Below are 16521 nucleotides of genomic sequence, written 5' to 3'. Positions count from 1 at the left end.
AAGCGCTACTTTTTTTGTTATGGTATCTTAAAAATACAATTTTCAAGTAGCTATCAACGATTAAATTTCCTTTTTCTACTCAACGAAAATCGACCAATTCGCTTCGTTTCAGCCTGAACGCGAAAGCGATGGTCTATCCGATGGCCAATGACCCAGGCAATCTGACCACCCGAGAGCAGTACTGCTGTTTGTTCACGCTCAGTACGGCTAAGCTTCAGGTCATTCAGCAAATCACTAACTAACTTATGCCCATTTAGGCCCAGGGGCCGGAACCGATCACCTTGTCTCCAGGGGCGAATGGTAAGCGGAAACGTCAGTCGATCTGCATCCAGGCAAGCCACACTTGAATCTGGCAATGGACGGAAGTCATCGGATTTCTCTTGTCTCTCCAACGTAAGCGTAAACACAGAGTCTACTTCCACTGGTCCATCAGGCCAATCCTGTAGCATAATTTCGTAGTCTGCCTTCTTTACTAAGGGTTCAAGTACCAAACCTATACGTTCATGACTGATCCGATGGGTAGTTGACGAGAATACCTGCCCAACAGGTTGATGTAAGGATTCAACCATGTGCTCCACCTGATTGTCAGTAAATCCGAATGGTTTGAACCATTCTGTTAGTCGGAACACGGGTTCAGGTAATGCCTGTAGCTTATTGACAGGTAGTATGATTTGTTCTCCATCTTGCCTTGCCGTTTCCTGCCAGGAACGTTGAAGTTCAGCCTGCATCAGCGTTTCTGCAGCCCGCAGCCGCTCAATTGTACGGGGTAATGTTTGCCATAATCCCGGATTCAGATCGGTCAGAACCGGAACAACATGGTGCCGAATCCGGTTACGAGCATAGGTATCATTATAATTAGAACTGTCCTCCCGGTAGAGCACGTTATGTTCATCGGCATAGGTAGCCAGCTCGGGGCGAGTCGCAAACAATAGTGGACGTATTATTCCGTTCTTGCTACTCGCAATACCATGTAAGCCAGCTAAGCCGGTGCCACGGGTGAGATTGAGCAACAGCGTTTCCAATACATCATTCTTGTGATGAGCCGTTGCTACACAGGAATATTGATAGTCCTGAAGAAGCTGAGCAAACCAGGCATACCGGAGATCTCGGGCAACCATTTGAATAGAAATGCCCTGTTCCTTAGCAACAGCAGTTGTATCGAAGTGTGTTAGATGAAACGGAACCCCATAGTATTCAGCCTTGTTCTGAACAAACAAGGCATCATTCTCTGAGTCCTGGCCACGTAGACCGAAGTTGACATGGGCTATGGCAAATGGCTGCCCGATACGATAAACTAGTTCAGCCAGTACCATTGAGTCAATGCCGCCACTTACGGCCAACAGCACACGATCGCTGGGACCGAATAGTTGATTGTCGTTAATAAATGCTAAAAAATTCTGCTCCAACATCCGGTGTCGGCCCAAAGCCGTAGTTTTGTCACATGATTCGTTTGTTTGCCCGCTTTTTATTTGTTGCCGTTTGCGTTTGCTTACTAGTGCCCTCTACGGATACACTGGCGCAAGTTGGGGGTGCGCCTGTAGCTGCGGGCACTGGCGATAAAGTCGAGTTATTTCATGCCGATAGTTTAGTCGTCCTAAATATACCTGGTCAGGCGGTTCGGAAATTATATAATAACGTCCGGCTACGGCACAAAGGTGTACTCATGTACTGCAATCTCGCGATTCAGAACGTGACGACCAATGTAATCGAAGCCTACGGTAATGTCCGGCTTGTTCAGGGCGATACGATTAACGTGCGGGGTGACACTATGTTTTATTACGGCAATACGCGTCAGGCAAATATGCGTGGTCATGTAATTATGCATGACCGTAAAATGACCCTGACAACCGCTCAACTCGACTACGATATGCTGTCGGGTATTGCCCATTATCCAACGCCAGGCCGTATTGTCGACAAAGAAAACGTTCTGACCAGCAAGGAAGGCTATTATGACACCCGCACTAAACTGTTTACATTTCGTCAGAATGTACGTTTAGTGAATACCAAAGGTACGCTCACCGCCGATTCGCTGCTGTATAATTCGCTCACCCGAATCGCAACCTTTCAGGGGCCAACGCGCATCAAAAATAAAGATGGGGTTCTGACGGCCATTGCCGGGCAATACAATACTACATCGGGCATTTCTAATTTTCAGCGTCGGGCTACTGTCGAGACGCCCAAGTATCGGTTAACGGGTGATTCACTCTACTATGACAATGTATCCGAACTAGGGATTGCGAAAGGCAGTGTCATTATGGTTGCCAAAGATCGTAAAGCCGTTATTACCGGCGACCATGTTCGCTATAATGGGAAAGCCGGAATTTCGCGGGTTACGGGCCATGCGGTTGCCAAAAGCCTTGCGAATGAGACGACAAATGACACGCTTTATCTTCGAGCTGATACGCTATTTTCCTTCGACAACAAACTTACCAATACCCGCCGACTGCTGGGTCAGAAAAACGTCTTTTTATATAAATCGGACATACAAAGCAAGTGCGATTCTCTCATTTATGACACGGCTGATTCAACCATTTATTTTTACAAAAAACCGATTCTCTGGAGCCAGAACAAGTACCAGATGGAAGCCGATTCGATGAAGGTTTTGCTCAAAAGTAATCGGATTCACACCATGTTTTTGAAAACAAAATCGTTCGTTATCTCGCTCGATACGCTAAAAAATTTCAACCAGATAAAAGGGCGTACAATCACGGCATATTTCGCCACAAAACTTGTCAATCCAGATACGCTTTCAGAGGACCAGCCTAGGGCTAAGTCTGACAAAAAGCTATCTTCTGCAGTCAATAACATCAAAAATGCAACGGCTTCTGCAACGAATACCCTACCTAAAGGCGTAACAGAAAAAAGAACTGGCTCAACAGGTTCTGATACTGTACGGCTTCAGGAGAGAACAACGCTTGATCGGGTACTTGTTGATGGCAATGGGCAAAGTATTTATTACGCTCTCAACGAAAAAAATAAAATGATTGGCCTGAATCATGTTGAATGTAGCCGGATGAATATCGAATTTAACGACAACAAAGTTGGCCGAATTCGATTTTATGGACATCCAGATTCGCAACTTATTCCGCCTAAAGAAATAACTGGCGAAACGCAGGAACTCGACGGTTTTCGGTGGCGCGATGCAGAAAAACCAACAAAGGGTCAGGTTTTATGGCTCGAAACGCCACCGGCCGAGAAGCCTGCGGTGAAAAAACCATTAAAAATTAAGAGCCAAAACAAACCTTTGGCTCAAAAATTGGTTCGAAAAGGTAATAATTGAGACTTTTAACAATTTTTTAGACAATAGACAGTTGACTTTGTCTTTTAAGCTGAATAGGTTTGTGGTGAATAGGTGTGTACCTGAAGTGGACTTACATGAAACAAATTATACTTATTGGTGTATTGACGGGCTTGCTAACGGCAACTATCCCGCTCAGAGCGCAGGTCGCTCTTCGGGATACGGATGGCCAGAAAGGAAGCCGACTCGAATTGGGCCGAACGTCATCGCCACAAAAAACCAGCGCATCACGAATACCGACTCAGCGGTTTTCGATCATGCCTAATCCGACCTTATCAGGACTCGATCGGTCGATAACGCTCAATAAAAATTCAGCTATTAACGAACACTATCGGTCGTTGTTGCTACCTCATGCGAGTGGCAAAGCAGCGGCTCGGACCTCAGCAGCAGAGACATCATCTCCAGCCAGCGAAATCCGGCAATCACCTTCTCAGGAAGGCAAGAGCGATAACCGTTTGTTTGCTAACGATAAACTCTGGATTTCGAACGCTTACCCCAATCCTGCCGACGATGTGGCAGAGCTGGATTATCAGTTTACAGGTGCAGTGACCGAAGCCAAACTAGTTTTGCTGAATGTACTGGGCACACCTGTACCGGGTTATGAGCAAATAGATCTTGAGCGAAATGATCGTAAAGTTCGAATCGTTACCCGGCCATTAGATACTGGTTATTATTTGTATCAACTAACCGTTGATGGAAAGAAAGTAGCGACTAAACGCCTACTTGTTCGCCATCAGTAGTAGCGGATACAATTTGTTAAAATAGTTTAAACAGTGTTAATTGCTGGCTCTTTTCGGCACTATCACAGGCTGCGTCGTCGTTAAAACGGTGTAGCCTGTATTTTTTTTGTATCTTTGCAAGCATATGCAACAACGTCATATTGGTAAGATTCTGCTGGGAATTGGAGTAGTGTTTTTACTGGGTTCGTGTAGCCCTTTCTCGAAATTGCAGAAAAGCGGCAACGATGATGCTAAGTACAAAGGGGCCCTCGAGTATTACAAAAAAGGAGATTGGTATCGGGCAGGTCTGCTGTTCGAAGAACTTATTCCTGTACTGAAAGGTAGTAACGAATCGGAGCTAGCACAGTTCTATTATGCCTATACGCAGTATCAGCAGGGCCAGTATCTGCTGAGTGCTACTTTATTTAAGAAATTCTACGAGACCTTTGCCCGGTCAGATTATGCGCAGGAGGCCATGTATATGTATGCCTACTCACTGTATAGAGATACGCCCTCCTTCAATCTTGATCAGTCGAATACTTTAACGGCTACTTCGGCATTACAGGATTTCATCAATGCTTATCCAGACAGTAAGTATCGCGATGATGCGACGAAACAGATTCTGGATCTGCGCGGAAAGTTAGAGCGGAAAGCATATGAAAAAGCTAAGCTTTACTACAAAACCAGCGGCTTTAATATTGCCTCGTACAAATCGTCGGTCATTGCGATCAACAATTTTCAGCGAGAATTTCCTGATTCTGAATATAATGAAGAACTAGCGTTCCTAAAAGTAGATGCCGAGTTTAGTCTGGCGCAAAACAGTCTGGAAACCAAGCAAAAGGAACGTTATCAGGAAGCGATAAGTTATCATCAGGCGTTTATTGATAAGTATCCTAATAGCAAGTTTCTGAAGCAGTCGGAGAAGATGTACGAAACCAGTCAAAAAGAAATCGAACGTCTGGACAAACTGGAGCAGGAACGCGAAAAGGAAAGAGAAAAACTTAAGAATCCCCCGGCCAAAGTAACGGCAGCAAACTGAATTACGAATTACGAGGTTCGAGGTTTGACTTTAGTCGGCCTTTAAATCGTAATTCGGAAGTCGTAAATCGTAAATCAATACATGGCAACAAATCAATCAATTATCACCCGTAATAACGATAAGATTGCGGCTCAAACCGGCAACCTGTACGAATCGGTCTCGATCATTTCTAAACGTGCCCGGCAGATTGCAACCAAAAATAAAGAAGAATTAAGCAACAAACTCTCTGAGTTCGTTTCGGCAGTCGATAACCTCGAAGAAGTGTTCGAAAACCGCGAGCAAATCGAAATTTCGAAGTTCTATGAGCGTATGCCGAAGCCAACTTCTATTGCAACGGATGAGTTTCTGGAAGGAAAAGTTTACTGGCGCTATAACGACGAGACCCAGCCTTAAGGTCGGTCCTCTTCTTACTTTTATGACCGCACGGTAAATTCGCCGTGCGGTTTTTGGTGTTAAAACAAATCCATAGATGTCAGTTCATTAAGGCCTATACTTGTTTTAACCAGCCTTTACTGACACTTATAGATTAATAGATTACCTAAATTCATGTCAGTAACGGGTAAGAGAATTCTTCTGGGTGTAACGGGCAGCATTTCAGCTTATAAATCAGCCCTTTTGGTTCGGCTGTTGGTGAAAGCTGGAGCCGATGTGCAGGTGGTCATGACTCAGGCAGCCAAGGAATTTATTACACCATTAACCCTAGCCACGTTATCGAAGCGGCCTGTACTATCGGCATTTGTTAACACTGAATCCGGGCAACCAGGTGATGGGAGCTGGAATAATCATGTAGAGTTGTGTTTATGGGCAGATGCCATCGTCGTTGCTCCCGCATCTGCCCATACACTAGCTCGTTGCGCTACTGGTTTATGCAATGACCTGTTGTCGGCAATATATCTGTCAGCCCGATGTCCGGTATTTTTCTCTCCAGCCATGGATGTCGATATGTACCATCACCCCACAACCATTGAAAACCTACGCCGACTTGAATCATTTGGCAACCACATTATCCAGGCTGAGCATGGTGAGTTAGCCAGTGGTTTAATTGGGGAAGGTCGATTAGCCGAACCAGAAACGATTCTTCAGGTGCTGGATGAGTTTTGGGCAGATAGGCAAGGGGCAAGGCGTTCGGAGCAGAGTGTATTTGCGGGGAAGCGCGTACTGATAACGGCGGGGCCAACGCAGGAGCCGATTGACCCTGTGCGTTATATCAGCAACCATTCAACGGGAAAAATGGGGTATGCAATTGCCAAAGCCTTACATAAGGCCGGCGCAACCGTTACCTTAGTTAGTGGCCCAACGACACTCCCCCTCCCCGCCCCTGCCATCCAGCGCATTCAGGTGCGTTCGGCTCAGGAAATGTTTGTAGCTACACAAGCGGCTTTTTCTGAAGCTGATATTGTTGTGTTGAGCGCAGCCGTTGCCGATTACACACCCGCTCACCCTGCCGATCGGAAGATTAAGAAAAAAGAAGCCGTATTTTCTCTCGAACTCACCAAAACCACCGACATTGCAGCCACACTTGGAAGCCAGAAACGACCGGGCCAATTGATGATGGGCTTTGCTCTCGAAACAGATAATGAAGTTGAAAATGCATTAAAGAAACTTCATGCCAAGAATTTAGACTGGATTGTATTAAATTCACTACGCGATGAAGGGGCCGGTTTCGGGCACGATACGAATAAGATTACCGTTATTGACAAAGATGGGCAAACGCACGAATTTGCACTAAAACCAAAGGATGAAGTAGCCCAGGATTTAGTGAATCTGATCGGTGAAAAACTAAGGTCTTTGTGAATCTGCTGTTTTTACCCGGCTTTTGCCATTTAGATCATTCTCTGTGAAAACCAACTTGGAAACGCCACAGAGTTACTACCTATGAAAGCGATACTTTTAGTCATTTTAAGCTGCTTTGTCGGCGTTGCCCAAGCACAGGAGTTAAATTGTCAGGTGACGATTAACTCCGACCAATTGTTTGCCCAGCAGAAAACTGATTTTTCCTACGTAAGCCAGTTGAAGGGTATCATCACTGAGTTTATGAATAACCGACGCTGGAGTAATGATCAATTTGCGGTTAACGAGCGAATTAACTGCTCGCTAAATATCAACTTGGTGAAATCAATTTCGCAGGGGGTATTTGAAGCAACCGCACAGGTTGTTGTAACCCGGCCTGTGTATGGCACTAATTACGAAACGACCATCTTCAGTTATGTAGATCGGGCTTTTAACTTTGTTTATCTCCCAACAACACCGGTTTACTTTCGGGAAAATCAGTTTTCAGATGATCTAACGTCTCTATTAGCGTTCTACGCCAACGTGATCCTGGCTGTCGATTACGACACATTCAGTAAAGAAGGGGGTAGCCAGTTTGTACAACGAGCCTATACAATCACCAACCTGGCTCAGCAAGGATCAGGCAACGGAGCCTGGCAAGCCGGGGGCGATCGTCGTAACCGGTACTGGCTTGTTGAGAATTTACAAAATCAGCAACTGATCCCGTTTCGCGATGGGCTCTATACCTACCATCGCTTAGGGTTAGATGTTTTTGCGGCCAACCCTGTGCAGGTTCGCAAACAAACGCTCGATTTACTCACAACAATTCGTACAATTGGTTTACAGCTTCCTAATTCGGTTTTAATCAATTCGTTTTTTGACGCCAAATCGCAGGAACTCTATAATATTCTCTTTGAGGGAACACCGGCCGAACGCCAAAAAGCCTTTGATTTACTTTCCTATCTGGATCCGGCAAAAACCGAAAATTACCGAAAATTAATCCAGTGAGTTGTCAATAGTGGCTGGCGGTTACCCGCAAACAGTCCGTAACTTTGTACGTATACAATGTCTTCTAGACACACACTCACTTAAAAGAATACCTGCTCACTGTTAACTGTTTCTGATTTTGTTATCGCATTTACTAATAAAAAATTATGCGCTGATCGACGAACTCGAACTCATGCCCGACCGTGAGTTAAATATTATCACGGGCGAAACAGGAGCCGGGAAATCGATCATGCTAGGGGCTATTGGATTACTATTGGGTAATCGGGCCGATACACGCGTTTTATACAACCCCGAAAAGAAGTGTGTCATTGAAGGTACATTTGGGGTATCGGGTTATACGATTGAACGCATTTTAGAGGAAGAAGAATTAGATTATTCAAGTACGTGCATTGTACGCCGAGAAATCAGTGTAAGCGGCAAATCGCGGGCGTTTGTCAATGATACACCGGTCAATCTGGAAACCCTCCGCCGGGTTACAAGCCAGATGATGGACATTCATTCCCAGCATGATTCCGTTTTACTGGGCTCCAATGAATATCAACTGGAAATTGTTGACACTTACGCCCAGAATGATGCTCTTATACGCAGTTATCGATCTGATTATCAATCTTATAGAACTAAAAAAACGGCTTACGATCAGCTACAGGCAGAAGCCTCTGCTATGCGAAAAGAGTTTGATTACAACAATTTTCTGTACGAAGAACTGACTAAAGCGCAATTACAACCGGATGAACAGGAGTCACTCGAACAGGAGCTGACAATTCTCGAAAATGCCGAAGAAATTAAAGAACGGCTTCAATTAGCCTACGAATATTTAGACAATACAGAGCAATCAGTTATTGACTTTTTAAAAGGTGCGGTTAGTAATCTGGCTTATATCAGTAAGCTGTCTGACCAGTACGAGCAGTTGCAGCAACGGGCACAGAGTAGCCTGATCGAACTACGGGACTTAGCCGACGAAATCAGCTCGGAACAAGATAAGGTAGAGGTTGATGATAACCGTGTTGAAACCATACGAGAACGACTGAACCTGCTATATCAACTCCAGACAAAGCACCAAACGAAAGACGTACATGGCCTGATTGCTCTTCGAAACGAGTTAGGTCAGAAAGTAAGTAAGGTACTTAATCTGGACGATGCGCTCGGAGAAGCTAAAGCCCAGGCCGCAACTGCTTACGCACAACTTCAAACCAGTGCAGATGCTTTATCAACTTCACGAAAGGCGGTATTGCCGCTTATCGAGCAAGAAATTGGGTCTCTATTATTTGACCTTGGCATGCCAAATGCGTCATTGAAGATTCAGGCGGAAACAAGTAAACCAACACCCACAGGCGTAGATACCATTTCCTTTTTGTTCAGTGCCAATAAGGGTGTGAAGCCACAGCAGTTAAAAAATGTAGCTTCAGGTGGTGAATTCTCACGGCTGATGATGGCAATCAAATACATTCTCGCCAGCAAGCGGTCGTTACCGACAATTATTTTCGACGAAATTGACACAGGTGTATCCGGCGAAATTGCCATTAAGATGGGTAACATGATGCACGAAATGTCGCATAGTCACCAGATTATTGCGATCACGCATCTTCACCAGATAGCCGGACAAGGCACAGCACATTATTTTGTCTATAAAGATCACTCAGCCGATAAAACGGTTAGCCGGATCAAGAAACTGACACTGGATGAACGTATTAACGAAATAGCCCAGATGATAGGGGGCAAAAATCCATCGGCCAGCGCCCTTAAAAACGCCCGAGAAATTCTGAAACAACGCGTAACAGCCAAATAGATGTAGGATATATGATGTATTTTCACCTCACATACATCATATATCCTACATCATACATTCCTTCAAATTATGAATAAAACTACCCTTGCCGTATTACTTGCCATTAGTGGAGCATTCTGGTCCTGTAAATCAGGAGATGATGCGGTTAAAGATGCCGAAAATGAGGTATTTGCGCTTCATGATGAGATTATGCCCAAGGTAATGGGCGACCTTGTGAAATTAAAAAAGCAACTAAAAAAGCGCGTTACTTCGCTCGATAGCCTGAAATCAAGCGGCTCAGCAGCTGCCAGCCTGCGAGTAGATGAAGATAAGGAACAGGCAGCCCGACTGGACCAAAACCTAACGATTGCCGATAGCCTGATGACCGAGTGGATGGCTCATTATAACGGCGATACACTCGCCAAGCTCTCATCCGACGAAGCATTGAATTATCTGGCGGCACAAAAAGATTTCCTAACTGATGTCAAGAAAAAAGTTAATACCAGCCTCGAACAGACCAAACAGTTTCTGGGCAAAAAATAGCAGTTGGTTGTTTCTGGCTGAAGTAGTCTTGTTCCTATGGGGATGCAGTATGTCCGGGAATGATAAACTCCCTATTTTAGGCCAGCGTGAGGCCGTAACAAAAACCGTTAATGGTAAATCGGTTACAGATTCCGTCTACCAGTCCATCCCTGATTTTAAATTCGTCAGCCAATATGGCGATACAGTAACAGCAAAAACACTCGACCATAAAATTTACGTGGCCGACTTCTTTTTCACCAGTTGCCCTACTATCTGCCCAAAAATGAAAGTGCAGTTGAAACGGGTTTACGAGCGATTCAAGGGAAATCCCGATGTAATGCTGCTATCGCACACGATTGATCCGGTTCATGATTCGGTATCTGTGCTAAAGGAATTTGCTCAAAACCTCGGCGTAACCGGGCGGCAATGGCTATTCGTTACCGGCGACCGGGACAAAATTTACGAGCTAGGCCAGACCAGCTATATGGTGACAGCCCAGGCCGATAGCACGGCACCGGGGGGAGTTATTCACAGCGGTGCTTTTATTCTAGTTGACAAAGACAAACACATCCGGGGCATTTATGACGGCACTACCGAAGCAGGTGTCGATAAATTAATGACCGATATGGACCGGCTCCTGGCCGAGTACAAACCATGATTCAATACCCCAAAGGGTTACTACTGATTGTTACTCTTGTTAGTTTATTCTCCTGCCAAAGCGAGGAAGAGATGAAACGGGAGCGCTACATTACCGAAGGCATTCTTGTGTATAAAAACAATTGTGCTAATTGCCATCAAAGCAAAGGCGAAGGCCTTGCTGCCCTTTATCCGCCAATTGCTCATTCGGATTTCCTGAAAGACAAAAACAGGGTTATTTGCCTGATTCGGTATGGCCAGCAGGGTCCAATTGTTGTGAATGGGAAACCTTACAATCGCCCCATGCCGCCCCAGCCGCAACTGAGCGACCTCGAAGTAGCCGAGCTAGCTACCTATATTTACAATGAGTGGGGGAATGAAACAAAATTGACGGATGTGAAAACGGTTAAGCCAATTTTGGAGAAATGCGTACAATAATAGGTTATCAGTTGGCGTGTGTATTCACCCGTGCCAGCGAATTATCCCTACCTACGATTAAATCCCGGTTTGCACGTTGAAAACGCCAGTTACTTTTCGGATGGCGTATTTAGAAAAATCCTGGTTGGCATCTAACCCGATCCCATATAGTTTTTCGCCTGTAAGCTGACTTAAAATTGTCACCTGCTTGTCGGTATATACTTTTTTGGTCACCGGGTTCCAGGTCAGTTCGGGTGTGAGAAGTTTTTCCTGTTTCTGTTTATTGATGACCACTACGTGGCCCATAACTACGTATATGTCTTTAGCTTTATCGTAGCGTCCAGAATCCGAATTAATGGTTGTTACCTCCTCTCCGGTAGGTCCAAAAAAGATAATATGAACGGGGTTTGGATAACGGCGATTATCGTTGATATAGCGAAGTTGCTTAGCCGTTTCCAGCTTCACCTTCAATAAAGCAGCCTCGCTATAGAGCAATTTCACATCATTGATTTCTTCAATGGGGCCAGTATACGGCGACACTTTTTTTGCCTGTTTCGACTCACCACAAGACATTAAAAGGAATGATGAATGAAGAATGATGAATAATGAATAAAAAATCATACGCAACCAACCAGATTTACTGGAAGGCCCCTTTATTTTATCTACTATTCTACATTTTTCACTCTTCATTCTTCATTTAAAATTAGTCGATCACCGTTTTACGGAACCACCAGTCGTTCAGCGAGAAGCCCAGTGCAAACTGCACATAACGCTCCCGAATCTGATTGGCAGTCAGTACACCCCGCTGGCCAGCTACTACAGATAGGGTTACGTGATTAACTAAATAAGATCCTAGTGGTAGAGATAGCCCCAGGCTACCGTTGATATCATTTATTGCCTGGCCGCCTAGTTTATAAGGCATTTGATTGTATTGGAAGCCTGCACGGTATGTAATCAGATCACGGTAACGGTTTGAAGTAGGTTTGGGTGTATATTCTACACCAGCCGCAACATTCATAGCGTCGAACAAATTACCGGATTTATTATCTGGCGTACGATACTGACTCCACTTCTGAAATCCAACATCAACGCCAAATAAGAGTGAATTTCCCTTTTCTGCGCTTATCCCAAAATGCATCTGCTGAGGAAGCGTTGCCTGGCTATTTGAGTTAAGGCGCAAGGTATCCGGTGCGGTTAACGCCTGACCGGATAACGTTGTTTGCTGGTAAATATCCGTTTGCTGAGCCTTAATCCTCATTTTGGGATCATAGGTAGCGCCCAGATTAAGTGTCCAGGTATCGCTCAACTTAGGACGCCAGGCTGCTCCTAATTTAAAGACGACATCACTATAGTTGACCCGGCTTAATCGGGTTACAAGCAAATCGGCATTGCTCGTGACGGAGCCCTGATAGGCCCTTGAATCCGCTGAATAGGTGATATTTCCAAATAAGAATGAAGCCTCCGCACCTAAATAAATATTTTTAGTTGCTCGAATCCCGTTCGCGAACGTGGCCTTATTTAATCCTCCACGCCCGGTATAGTTATAAACACCGGTATAAGCAGTCCCCGGTACAGTTGCGTACTGCTGTGTGTTATAATTTACATAGGAGTAAGGTTTTAGACTGATGGACATATTCCAGCGCGAGTTAGCAGGAAACGCCAATGCCAGGTAAGCCAGGTTACCAGCTACGTTACTCTGATTTCGCTCCGTGTTACTTATGTTCTGAGAGAGTCCTTTTGATTGACCAATTAAACCAACTTCAAAAACCGTAAAGCGCGTCCGCCGGGCTAACAGTGCCGGGTTTTGCAGATTCAGGTAAAAAGCGTTGGCATTACTAATACCCACACCACCCATGCCCATATTGGTCACGTTGGCGGGGCTATACAACTCTCCGATGCCCAGAGACGAATAGGGTGAATTACCCAATCCCTGCGCCAATACCATCGGCGATGTCGCGGCAACAGCCAGCAAACTATGCGTTAACGTCCGGCGTATTCGCTTGTAAATTCTCAACATTATAGCGTAAAATTCGATTCAATCCAGTAAGCACCAATTCAGGCACTGCAAATATCGGGGGTTTAAGACGACTTTCAAAGGCGGAAGCATCTCCCCCACATAGTATCACCACAATACCCGGTCGTTCCCGACGATATAACTCAATAATTCCATTCAGTTCAAAGGTCAATCCATTCATTACTCCACTTTGCATGGCTGCCTGTGTATTTTTAGCCGTAAGGCCAGGCCACTCATCAGGTGCTGACACTAAAGGCAGCCGTTCGGTTTGCTCGTGCATTGCCCGAAATCGCATGCGTAATCCTGGCGAAATTAGTCCCCCCTGAAACACCGATTCACGGTCAATCAGGTCGGCAGTTACACAGGTACCCAGGTCCAGAACCAGGCAATCCTGATCCGGAAATAACGTCATAGCGCCAACTGCGGCCGCTACCCGGTCGGCCCCAAGCGTAGTAGGCGTATCATATGCCTTGCGTATAGGTACAGGCGTTTGACTATCCAACACCCAAAAGTCGCTCGCCAATCCTGTCAATCCCGTACGAATCTCCTGGGCTGGTTGACTCGTAGAAGAAACTAACACATGCTCAACTGGCCGATTTTCAAGGTCAGCCAATAGCTCAGTTGGTGAAGCATACCGATTCATTTCAACTAATACTGACTCAGCAAACCAGCCCGTTTTCAGGCTAGTGTTGCCCCAGTCAATAACCAGGCTTGTAGACGTTTTGAACCGAATTGGATGCTTATCTGTTCCTTTCATATACAAAATTGCAACGTCCAACAAGGGAACAAAATTTGTAATTCGTTTTTGTTTTAAGGATTTTTAACGGCTTTTCACCTCCATGTATTGGCCCAACTGTGTCAGTCGTTCCTATATGCCTTCACTTGCAGCTCCTTTAGCTTGTCTTTTCCTAAGTTTGATTGTAGGCTGTGCTTCTTCACGACAGAACGTAAGCGTCCATTCACTGCCAAACTACGATCCGAAGGCAGAACACCGACTAATCTTTATGGACTTCACCATTAGCCGAGATGATCCAGAAAAACCGGAAAAAGTAACCCTGATGAACGCCATCATGGGTAATGGCGAACTGAAAAACCTAGCTGAGGTAGTCCATACACCCTACCAAATCAAGTTACAACAGTACTACAACGATAAGCAACTCCCCAAAGTAGCTAGTTTTACCCATCCACTTTTCCGGTCAATCGAAATTGCAGACACGGATGGCACATTAAGTCGTAAATTAACCAGTGATCAGGAAGGTCATCTCTCGATTCGTTTTCCATATACACCTGCGCTATCGAAAATTGAGTTGTACAGTATCACTCCGGACAAGGGTACCCAGAAAATCTACACCTTGTTGTTGAAACCATGAATCGATTCTTTACACCATTTCTGGTCTGTTTTCTAGGGGTTTGTACCATCTGTCCAGCCCAAAAATTTCAGGTCGATACCCTTCAGAAAACCGGTCCACTCAACCGACGAATCAATGTTGTTCTTTTGGGCGATGGGTTCTCACAAAGTGAACTCCCTAAATTCGATCAGGAAGCCAAAAAATTCATGGCTTTTTTTTTGAGTTACTCACCTTATAATGCCTACACGAATTACTTCAACTTTTTCTCTATCCGGGTTCCATCCAAGGAAAGTGGAGCAACAAACCCCGGAACAGCGCCCGACCGCGACCCAAGCCAACCCGTTGAAACGAAAGACACCTACTTTGGCTCGTCATTTGGTACTGCTAATATCAATCGGTTAGTTGCCATCAAAAATTATCAGGCGTTTACCAACGTTATGGCAACTAACTTTCCCAGCTATGACCTCGCGGTAATGATCGTAAATTCACCCTATTATGGTGGATCAGGTGGTAATCCGGCAACGTTTACACTGAACGTGCAGGCAAATCTGATTGGTGCTCACGAAATTGGCCATATTTTTTCCTCCTTAACAGATGAATACTGGGCTGGCCTGGTTTATGCACGCGAAGCTGCTAATATGACCCGGATCAATACACCCTCATCGGTCATCTGGAAAAACTGGCTCAATCAGTTTAATGTCGGAATTTTCCCCCATACTGGCGAGTCAACGGCTAGTGGCTGGTACAAACCAACAACCGGCAATTGCCTGATGGAACTGTTATCAAAACCTTTTTGTGCCGTTTGTCGGGAAGCTACAACGAACAAAATACTACAAGTGGTTAAACCAGTCGAGAATGTTCAGCCTTTACCTGATTCGCGAATTACCATCAACGAGCAACCCGAGACCTTTCGGCTGACCTTGTTAAAACCAAACCCTAATACGCTCAATGTGGAATGGCGTTTGAACGATGTGCCAATTAAGCTGGATTCTGGTCACGTGACAATTACAAATAGTCAGTTAACCACACTAGTCAGCACGTTGAGTGTTTCTGTATTCGACAGCACGACGAATATTCGATCGGAAAGCCATCGTCAGCAACACACCTATACCTACCGCTGGACGCTTGAGAAAGCAATTCTTGCTCAAACAGTAGCGATCACATCCTCAAAAAGTTCGCTTTGCATGGGTGAGTCTGCTACGCTCACAGCCGCAAATTGTGCTGGATCAATTAGCTGGTCAACAGGTGCAACCAGTACAACCATCAGCGTGTCACCAACGCAGTCTACCACTTACTCGGTACTGTGTAACGGAACCGATGCCAGCTCCCAAACGGCGGCTATTAACTTATCAGTCTTTCCGCTTCCTGTGGCAGAGGTTTCTAATACTGGACCTTATGTTGAAGGCCAATCCATTCAGCTTATGGCTAAAGGGGGTACCAACTATACCTGGATGGGGCCAGCTAACTTCACATCAGTAGAACAAAACCCAGTTATTTCATTTGCAAAAATAACCCAGGCCGGAACATACACCGTTGTTGTCACATCAGCAACTGATTGTATGAGTAAAGCGCAGACGACTGTTACAATTAGCCCATTGCTAGCCACGACCAATGCATCAGCTGAATCTGTTTGGGTCTTTCCAAACCCAAGTAAAAACCGCATACAAATTCAGGCAACGCTAACGGGCGAACTTGAATTTACGTTATTGGATGCCACAGGCCATGAAGTCGCAAAAAAATCCTTTTTCCGAACTACCGAACTACCCATTGACCATTTGCCCAAGGCCGTCTACTTTTATCGCGTTGGTAATGACCAGCAGCAACTTACGGGTAAGTTAATTGTGGATTAGTTCTACCAGGTAGCACATGACCATATCCTGGCAAGCACGTAAGAACTCTACAAGCAACTTTTCGATTAAAATCTTTTTAATCGAAAAATGGAAACATTTCTTGTAGAATAACGTTCTCTTGACAATACCGCAAC

At 45.1% G+C, this 16521-nt stretch carries 16 protein-coding genes; 12 read left to right on the top strand and 4 right to left on the bottom strand.

The genetic code is table 11. The annotated features are described in order from the left end of the window. Positions 1-53 precede the first annotated feature (53 nt). The gene (gene tilS / locus EXU85_RS11285) at positions 54-1409 is read right to left on the bottom strand and encodes a tRNA lysidine(34) synthetase TilS (RefSeq protein WP_142772181.1); all 1356 of its coding nucleotides are present in this window, start codon (positions 1407-1409) and stop codon (positions 54-56) included. 32 nt (positions 1410-1441) lie between these two features. Between tilS and EXU85_RS11280 the strand changes: the two genes are divergently transcribed. From EXU85_RS11280 to EXU85_RS11235, 10 genes are all read left to right on the top strand, one after another. Then, complete coding sequence (locus EXU85_RS11280; RefSeq protein WP_142772180.1) at positions 1442-3280, top strand: OstA-like protein; 1839 nt, start codon at positions 1442-1444, stop codon at positions 3278-3280. Positions 3281-3375: 95 nt separating this feature from the next. Continuing rightward, positions 3376-4038: a T9SS type A sorting domain-containing protein gene (locus tag EXU85_RS11275; protein ID WP_142772179.1), complete on the top strand. Its 663-nt coding sequence runs from the start codon at positions 3376-3378 to the stop codon at positions 4036-4038. A 124-nt stretch (positions 4039-4162) separates the two neighbouring features. Further along, positions 4163-5056 carry an outer membrane protein assembly factor BamD gene (locus tag EXU85_RS11270; RefSeq protein WP_142772178.1) on the top strand — a complete coding sequence of 298 codons (894 nt, stop codon included), beginning with the start codon at positions 4163-4165 and terminating at the stop codon, positions 5054-5056. 81 nt (positions 5057-5137) lie between these two features. After that, positions 5138-5449, top strand: a complete 312-nt coding sequence (locus tag EXU85_RS11265; protein WP_142772177.1) for a DNA-directed RNA polymerase subunit omega — start codon at positions 5138-5140, stop codon at positions 5447-5449. A 153-nt stretch (positions 5450-5602) separates the two neighbouring features. Beyond that, positions 5603-6850 (top strand): bifunctional phosphopantothenoylcysteine decarboxylase/phosphopantothenate--cysteine ligase CoaBC, encoded by a 1248-nt coding sequence (coaBC, locus tag EXU85_RS11260; protein ID WP_142772176.1) that lies wholly within the window; start codon positions 5603-5605, stop codon positions 6848-6850. A gap of 81 nt (positions 6851-6931) precedes the next feature. Then, positions 6932-7834 carry a DUF4835 family protein gene (locus EXU85_RS11255; RefSeq protein WP_142772175.1) on the top strand — a complete coding sequence of 301 codons (903 nt, stop codon included), beginning with the start codon at positions 6932-6934 and terminating at the stop codon, positions 7832-7834. A gap of 118 nt (positions 7835-7952) precedes the next feature. Continuing rightward, a complete protein-coding gene (gene recN / locus EXU85_RS11250; RefSeq protein ID WP_142772174.1) occupies positions 7953-9620 on the top strand; it encodes a DNA repair protein RecN in 1668 nt (555 codons plus the stop codon). Between the two features lie 69 nt (positions 9621-9689). Further along, entirely contained in the window at positions 9690-10142 is a 453-nt protein-coding gene (locus EXU85_RS11245; protein ID WP_142772173.1) for a viral A-type inclusion protein, read from the top strand. Between the two features lie 49 nt (positions 10143-10191). Beyond that, positions 10192-10779 (top strand): SCO family protein, encoded by a 588-nt coding sequence (locus EXU85_RS11240; RefSeq protein ID WP_210422459.1) that lies wholly within the window; start codon positions 10192-10194, stop codon positions 10777-10779. Then, positions 10776-11195 (top strand): cytochrome c, encoded by a 420-nt coding sequence (locus EXU85_RS11235; protein ID WP_142772171.1) that lies wholly within the window; start codon positions 10776-10778, stop codon positions 11193-11195. Before EXU85_RS11240 ends, EXU85_RS11235 begins: the two co-directional genes overlap by 4 nt. Before the next feature lie 57 nt (positions 11196-11252). Here the strand turns inward: EXU85_RS11235 and lptC are convergent, their stop codons facing one another. The 3 genes from lptC to EXU85_RS11220 all read right to left on the bottom strand — a co-directional run bounded on the left by lptC (position 11253) and on the right by EXU85_RS11220 (position 13945). Next, positions 11253-11747, bottom strand: coding sequence for an LPS export ABC transporter periplasmic protein LptC (gene lptC, locus EXU85_RS11230; protein ID WP_246859520.1), 495 nt, complete (start codon positions 11745-11747; stop codon positions 11253-11255). A gap of 130 nt (positions 11748-11877) precedes the next feature. Beyond that, positions 11878-13119, bottom strand: a complete 1242-nt coding sequence (locus tag EXU85_RS11225) for a hypothetical protein (RefSeq protein ID WP_142776682.1) — start codon at positions 13117-13119, stop codon at positions 11878-11880. A 28-nt stretch (positions 13120-13147) separates the two neighbouring features. Then, positions 13148-13945 (bottom strand): type III pantothenate kinase, encoded by a 798-nt coding sequence (locus EXU85_RS11220; protein ID WP_142772169.1) that lies wholly within the window; start codon positions 13943-13945, stop codon positions 13148-13150. Between the two features lie 247 nt (positions 13946-14192). Between EXU85_RS11220 and EXU85_RS11215 the strand changes: the two genes are divergently transcribed. Further along, entirely contained in the window at positions 14193-14558 is a 366-nt protein-coding gene (locus EXU85_RS11215; RefSeq protein ID WP_142772168.1) for a hypothetical protein, read from the top strand. Beyond that, complete coding sequence (locus EXU85_RS11210) at positions 14555-16387, top strand: M64 family metallopeptidase (protein ID WP_142772167.1); 1833 nt, start codon at positions 14555-14557, stop codon at positions 16385-16387. Before EXU85_RS11215 ends, EXU85_RS11210 begins: the two co-directional genes overlap by 4 nt. Positions 16388-16521 lie beyond the last annotated feature (134 nt).

This window comes from Spirosoma sp. KCTC 42546, from assembly GCF_006965485.1.
Taxonomy (GTDB): Bacteria; Bacteroidota; Bacteroidia; order Cytophagales; family Spirosomataceae; genus Spirosoma.
Note: the sequence above shows the minus strand (reverse complement) of the source record. Positions and strands in the feature narration are given on the sequence as shown.

Bases quoted from the DNA above. Each gene is read 5' to 3' on its own strand.
- EXU85_RS11225 (WP_142776682.1), bottom strand. From the start codon at position 13,119: ATGGTATTGGCGCAGGGATTGGGTAATTCACCCTATTCGTCTCTGGGC.
- EXU85_RS11240 (WP_210422459.1), top strand. From the start codon at position 10,192: ATGTCCGGGAATGATAAACTCCCTATTTTAGGCCAGCGTGAGGCCGTA.
- EXU85_RS11280 (WP_142772180.1), top strand. From the start codon at position 1,442: ATGATTCGTTTGTTTGCCCGCTTTTTATTTGTTGCCGTTTGCGTTTGC.
- EXU85_RS11210 (WP_142772167.1), top strand. From the start codon at position 14,555: ATGAATCGATTCTTTACACCATTTCTGGTCTGTTTTCTAGGGGTTTGT.
- EXU85_RS11265 (WP_142772177.1), top strand. From the start codon at position 5,138: ATGGCAACAAATCAATCAATTATCACCCGTAATAACGATAAGATTGCG.
- EXU85_RS11245 (WP_142772173.1), top strand. From the start codon at position 9,690: ATGAATAAAACTACCCTTGCCGTATTACTTGCCATTAGTGGAGCATTC.
- EXU85_RS11255 (WP_142772175.1), top strand. From the start codon at position 6,932: ATGAAAGCGATACTTTTAGTCATTTTAAGCTGCTTTGTCGGCGTTGCC.
- EXU85_RS11275 (WP_142772179.1), top strand. From the start codon at position 3,376: ATGAAACAAATTATACTTATTGGTGTATTGACGGGCTTGCTAACGGCA.
- tilS (WP_142772181.1), bottom strand. From the start codon at position 1,409: ATGTTGGAGCAGAATTTTTTAGCATTTATTAACGACAATCAACTATTC.
- EXU85_RS11220 (WP_142772169.1), bottom strand. From the start codon at position 13,945: ATGAAAGGAACAGATAAGCATCCAATTCGGTTCAAAACGTCTACAAGC.
- lptC (WP_246859520.1), bottom strand. From the start codon at position 11,747: ATGTCTTGTGGTGAGTCGAAACAGGCAAAAAAAGTGTCGCCGTATACT.
- EXU85_RS11235 (WP_142772171.1), top strand. From the start codon at position 10,776: ATGATTCAATACCCCAAAGGGTTACTACTGATTGTTACTCTTGTTAGT.
- coaBC (WP_142772176.1), top strand. From the start codon at position 5,603: ATGTCAGTAACGGGTAAGAGAATTCTTCTGGGTGTAACGGGCAGCATT.
- EXU85_RS11215 (WP_142772168.1), top strand. From the start codon at position 14,193: ATGGACTTCACCATTAGCCGAGATGATCCAGAAAAACCGGAAAAAGTA.
- EXU85_RS11270 (WP_142772178.1), top strand. From the start codon at position 4,163: ATGCAACAACGTCATATTGGTAAGATTCTGCTGGGAATTGGAGTAGTG.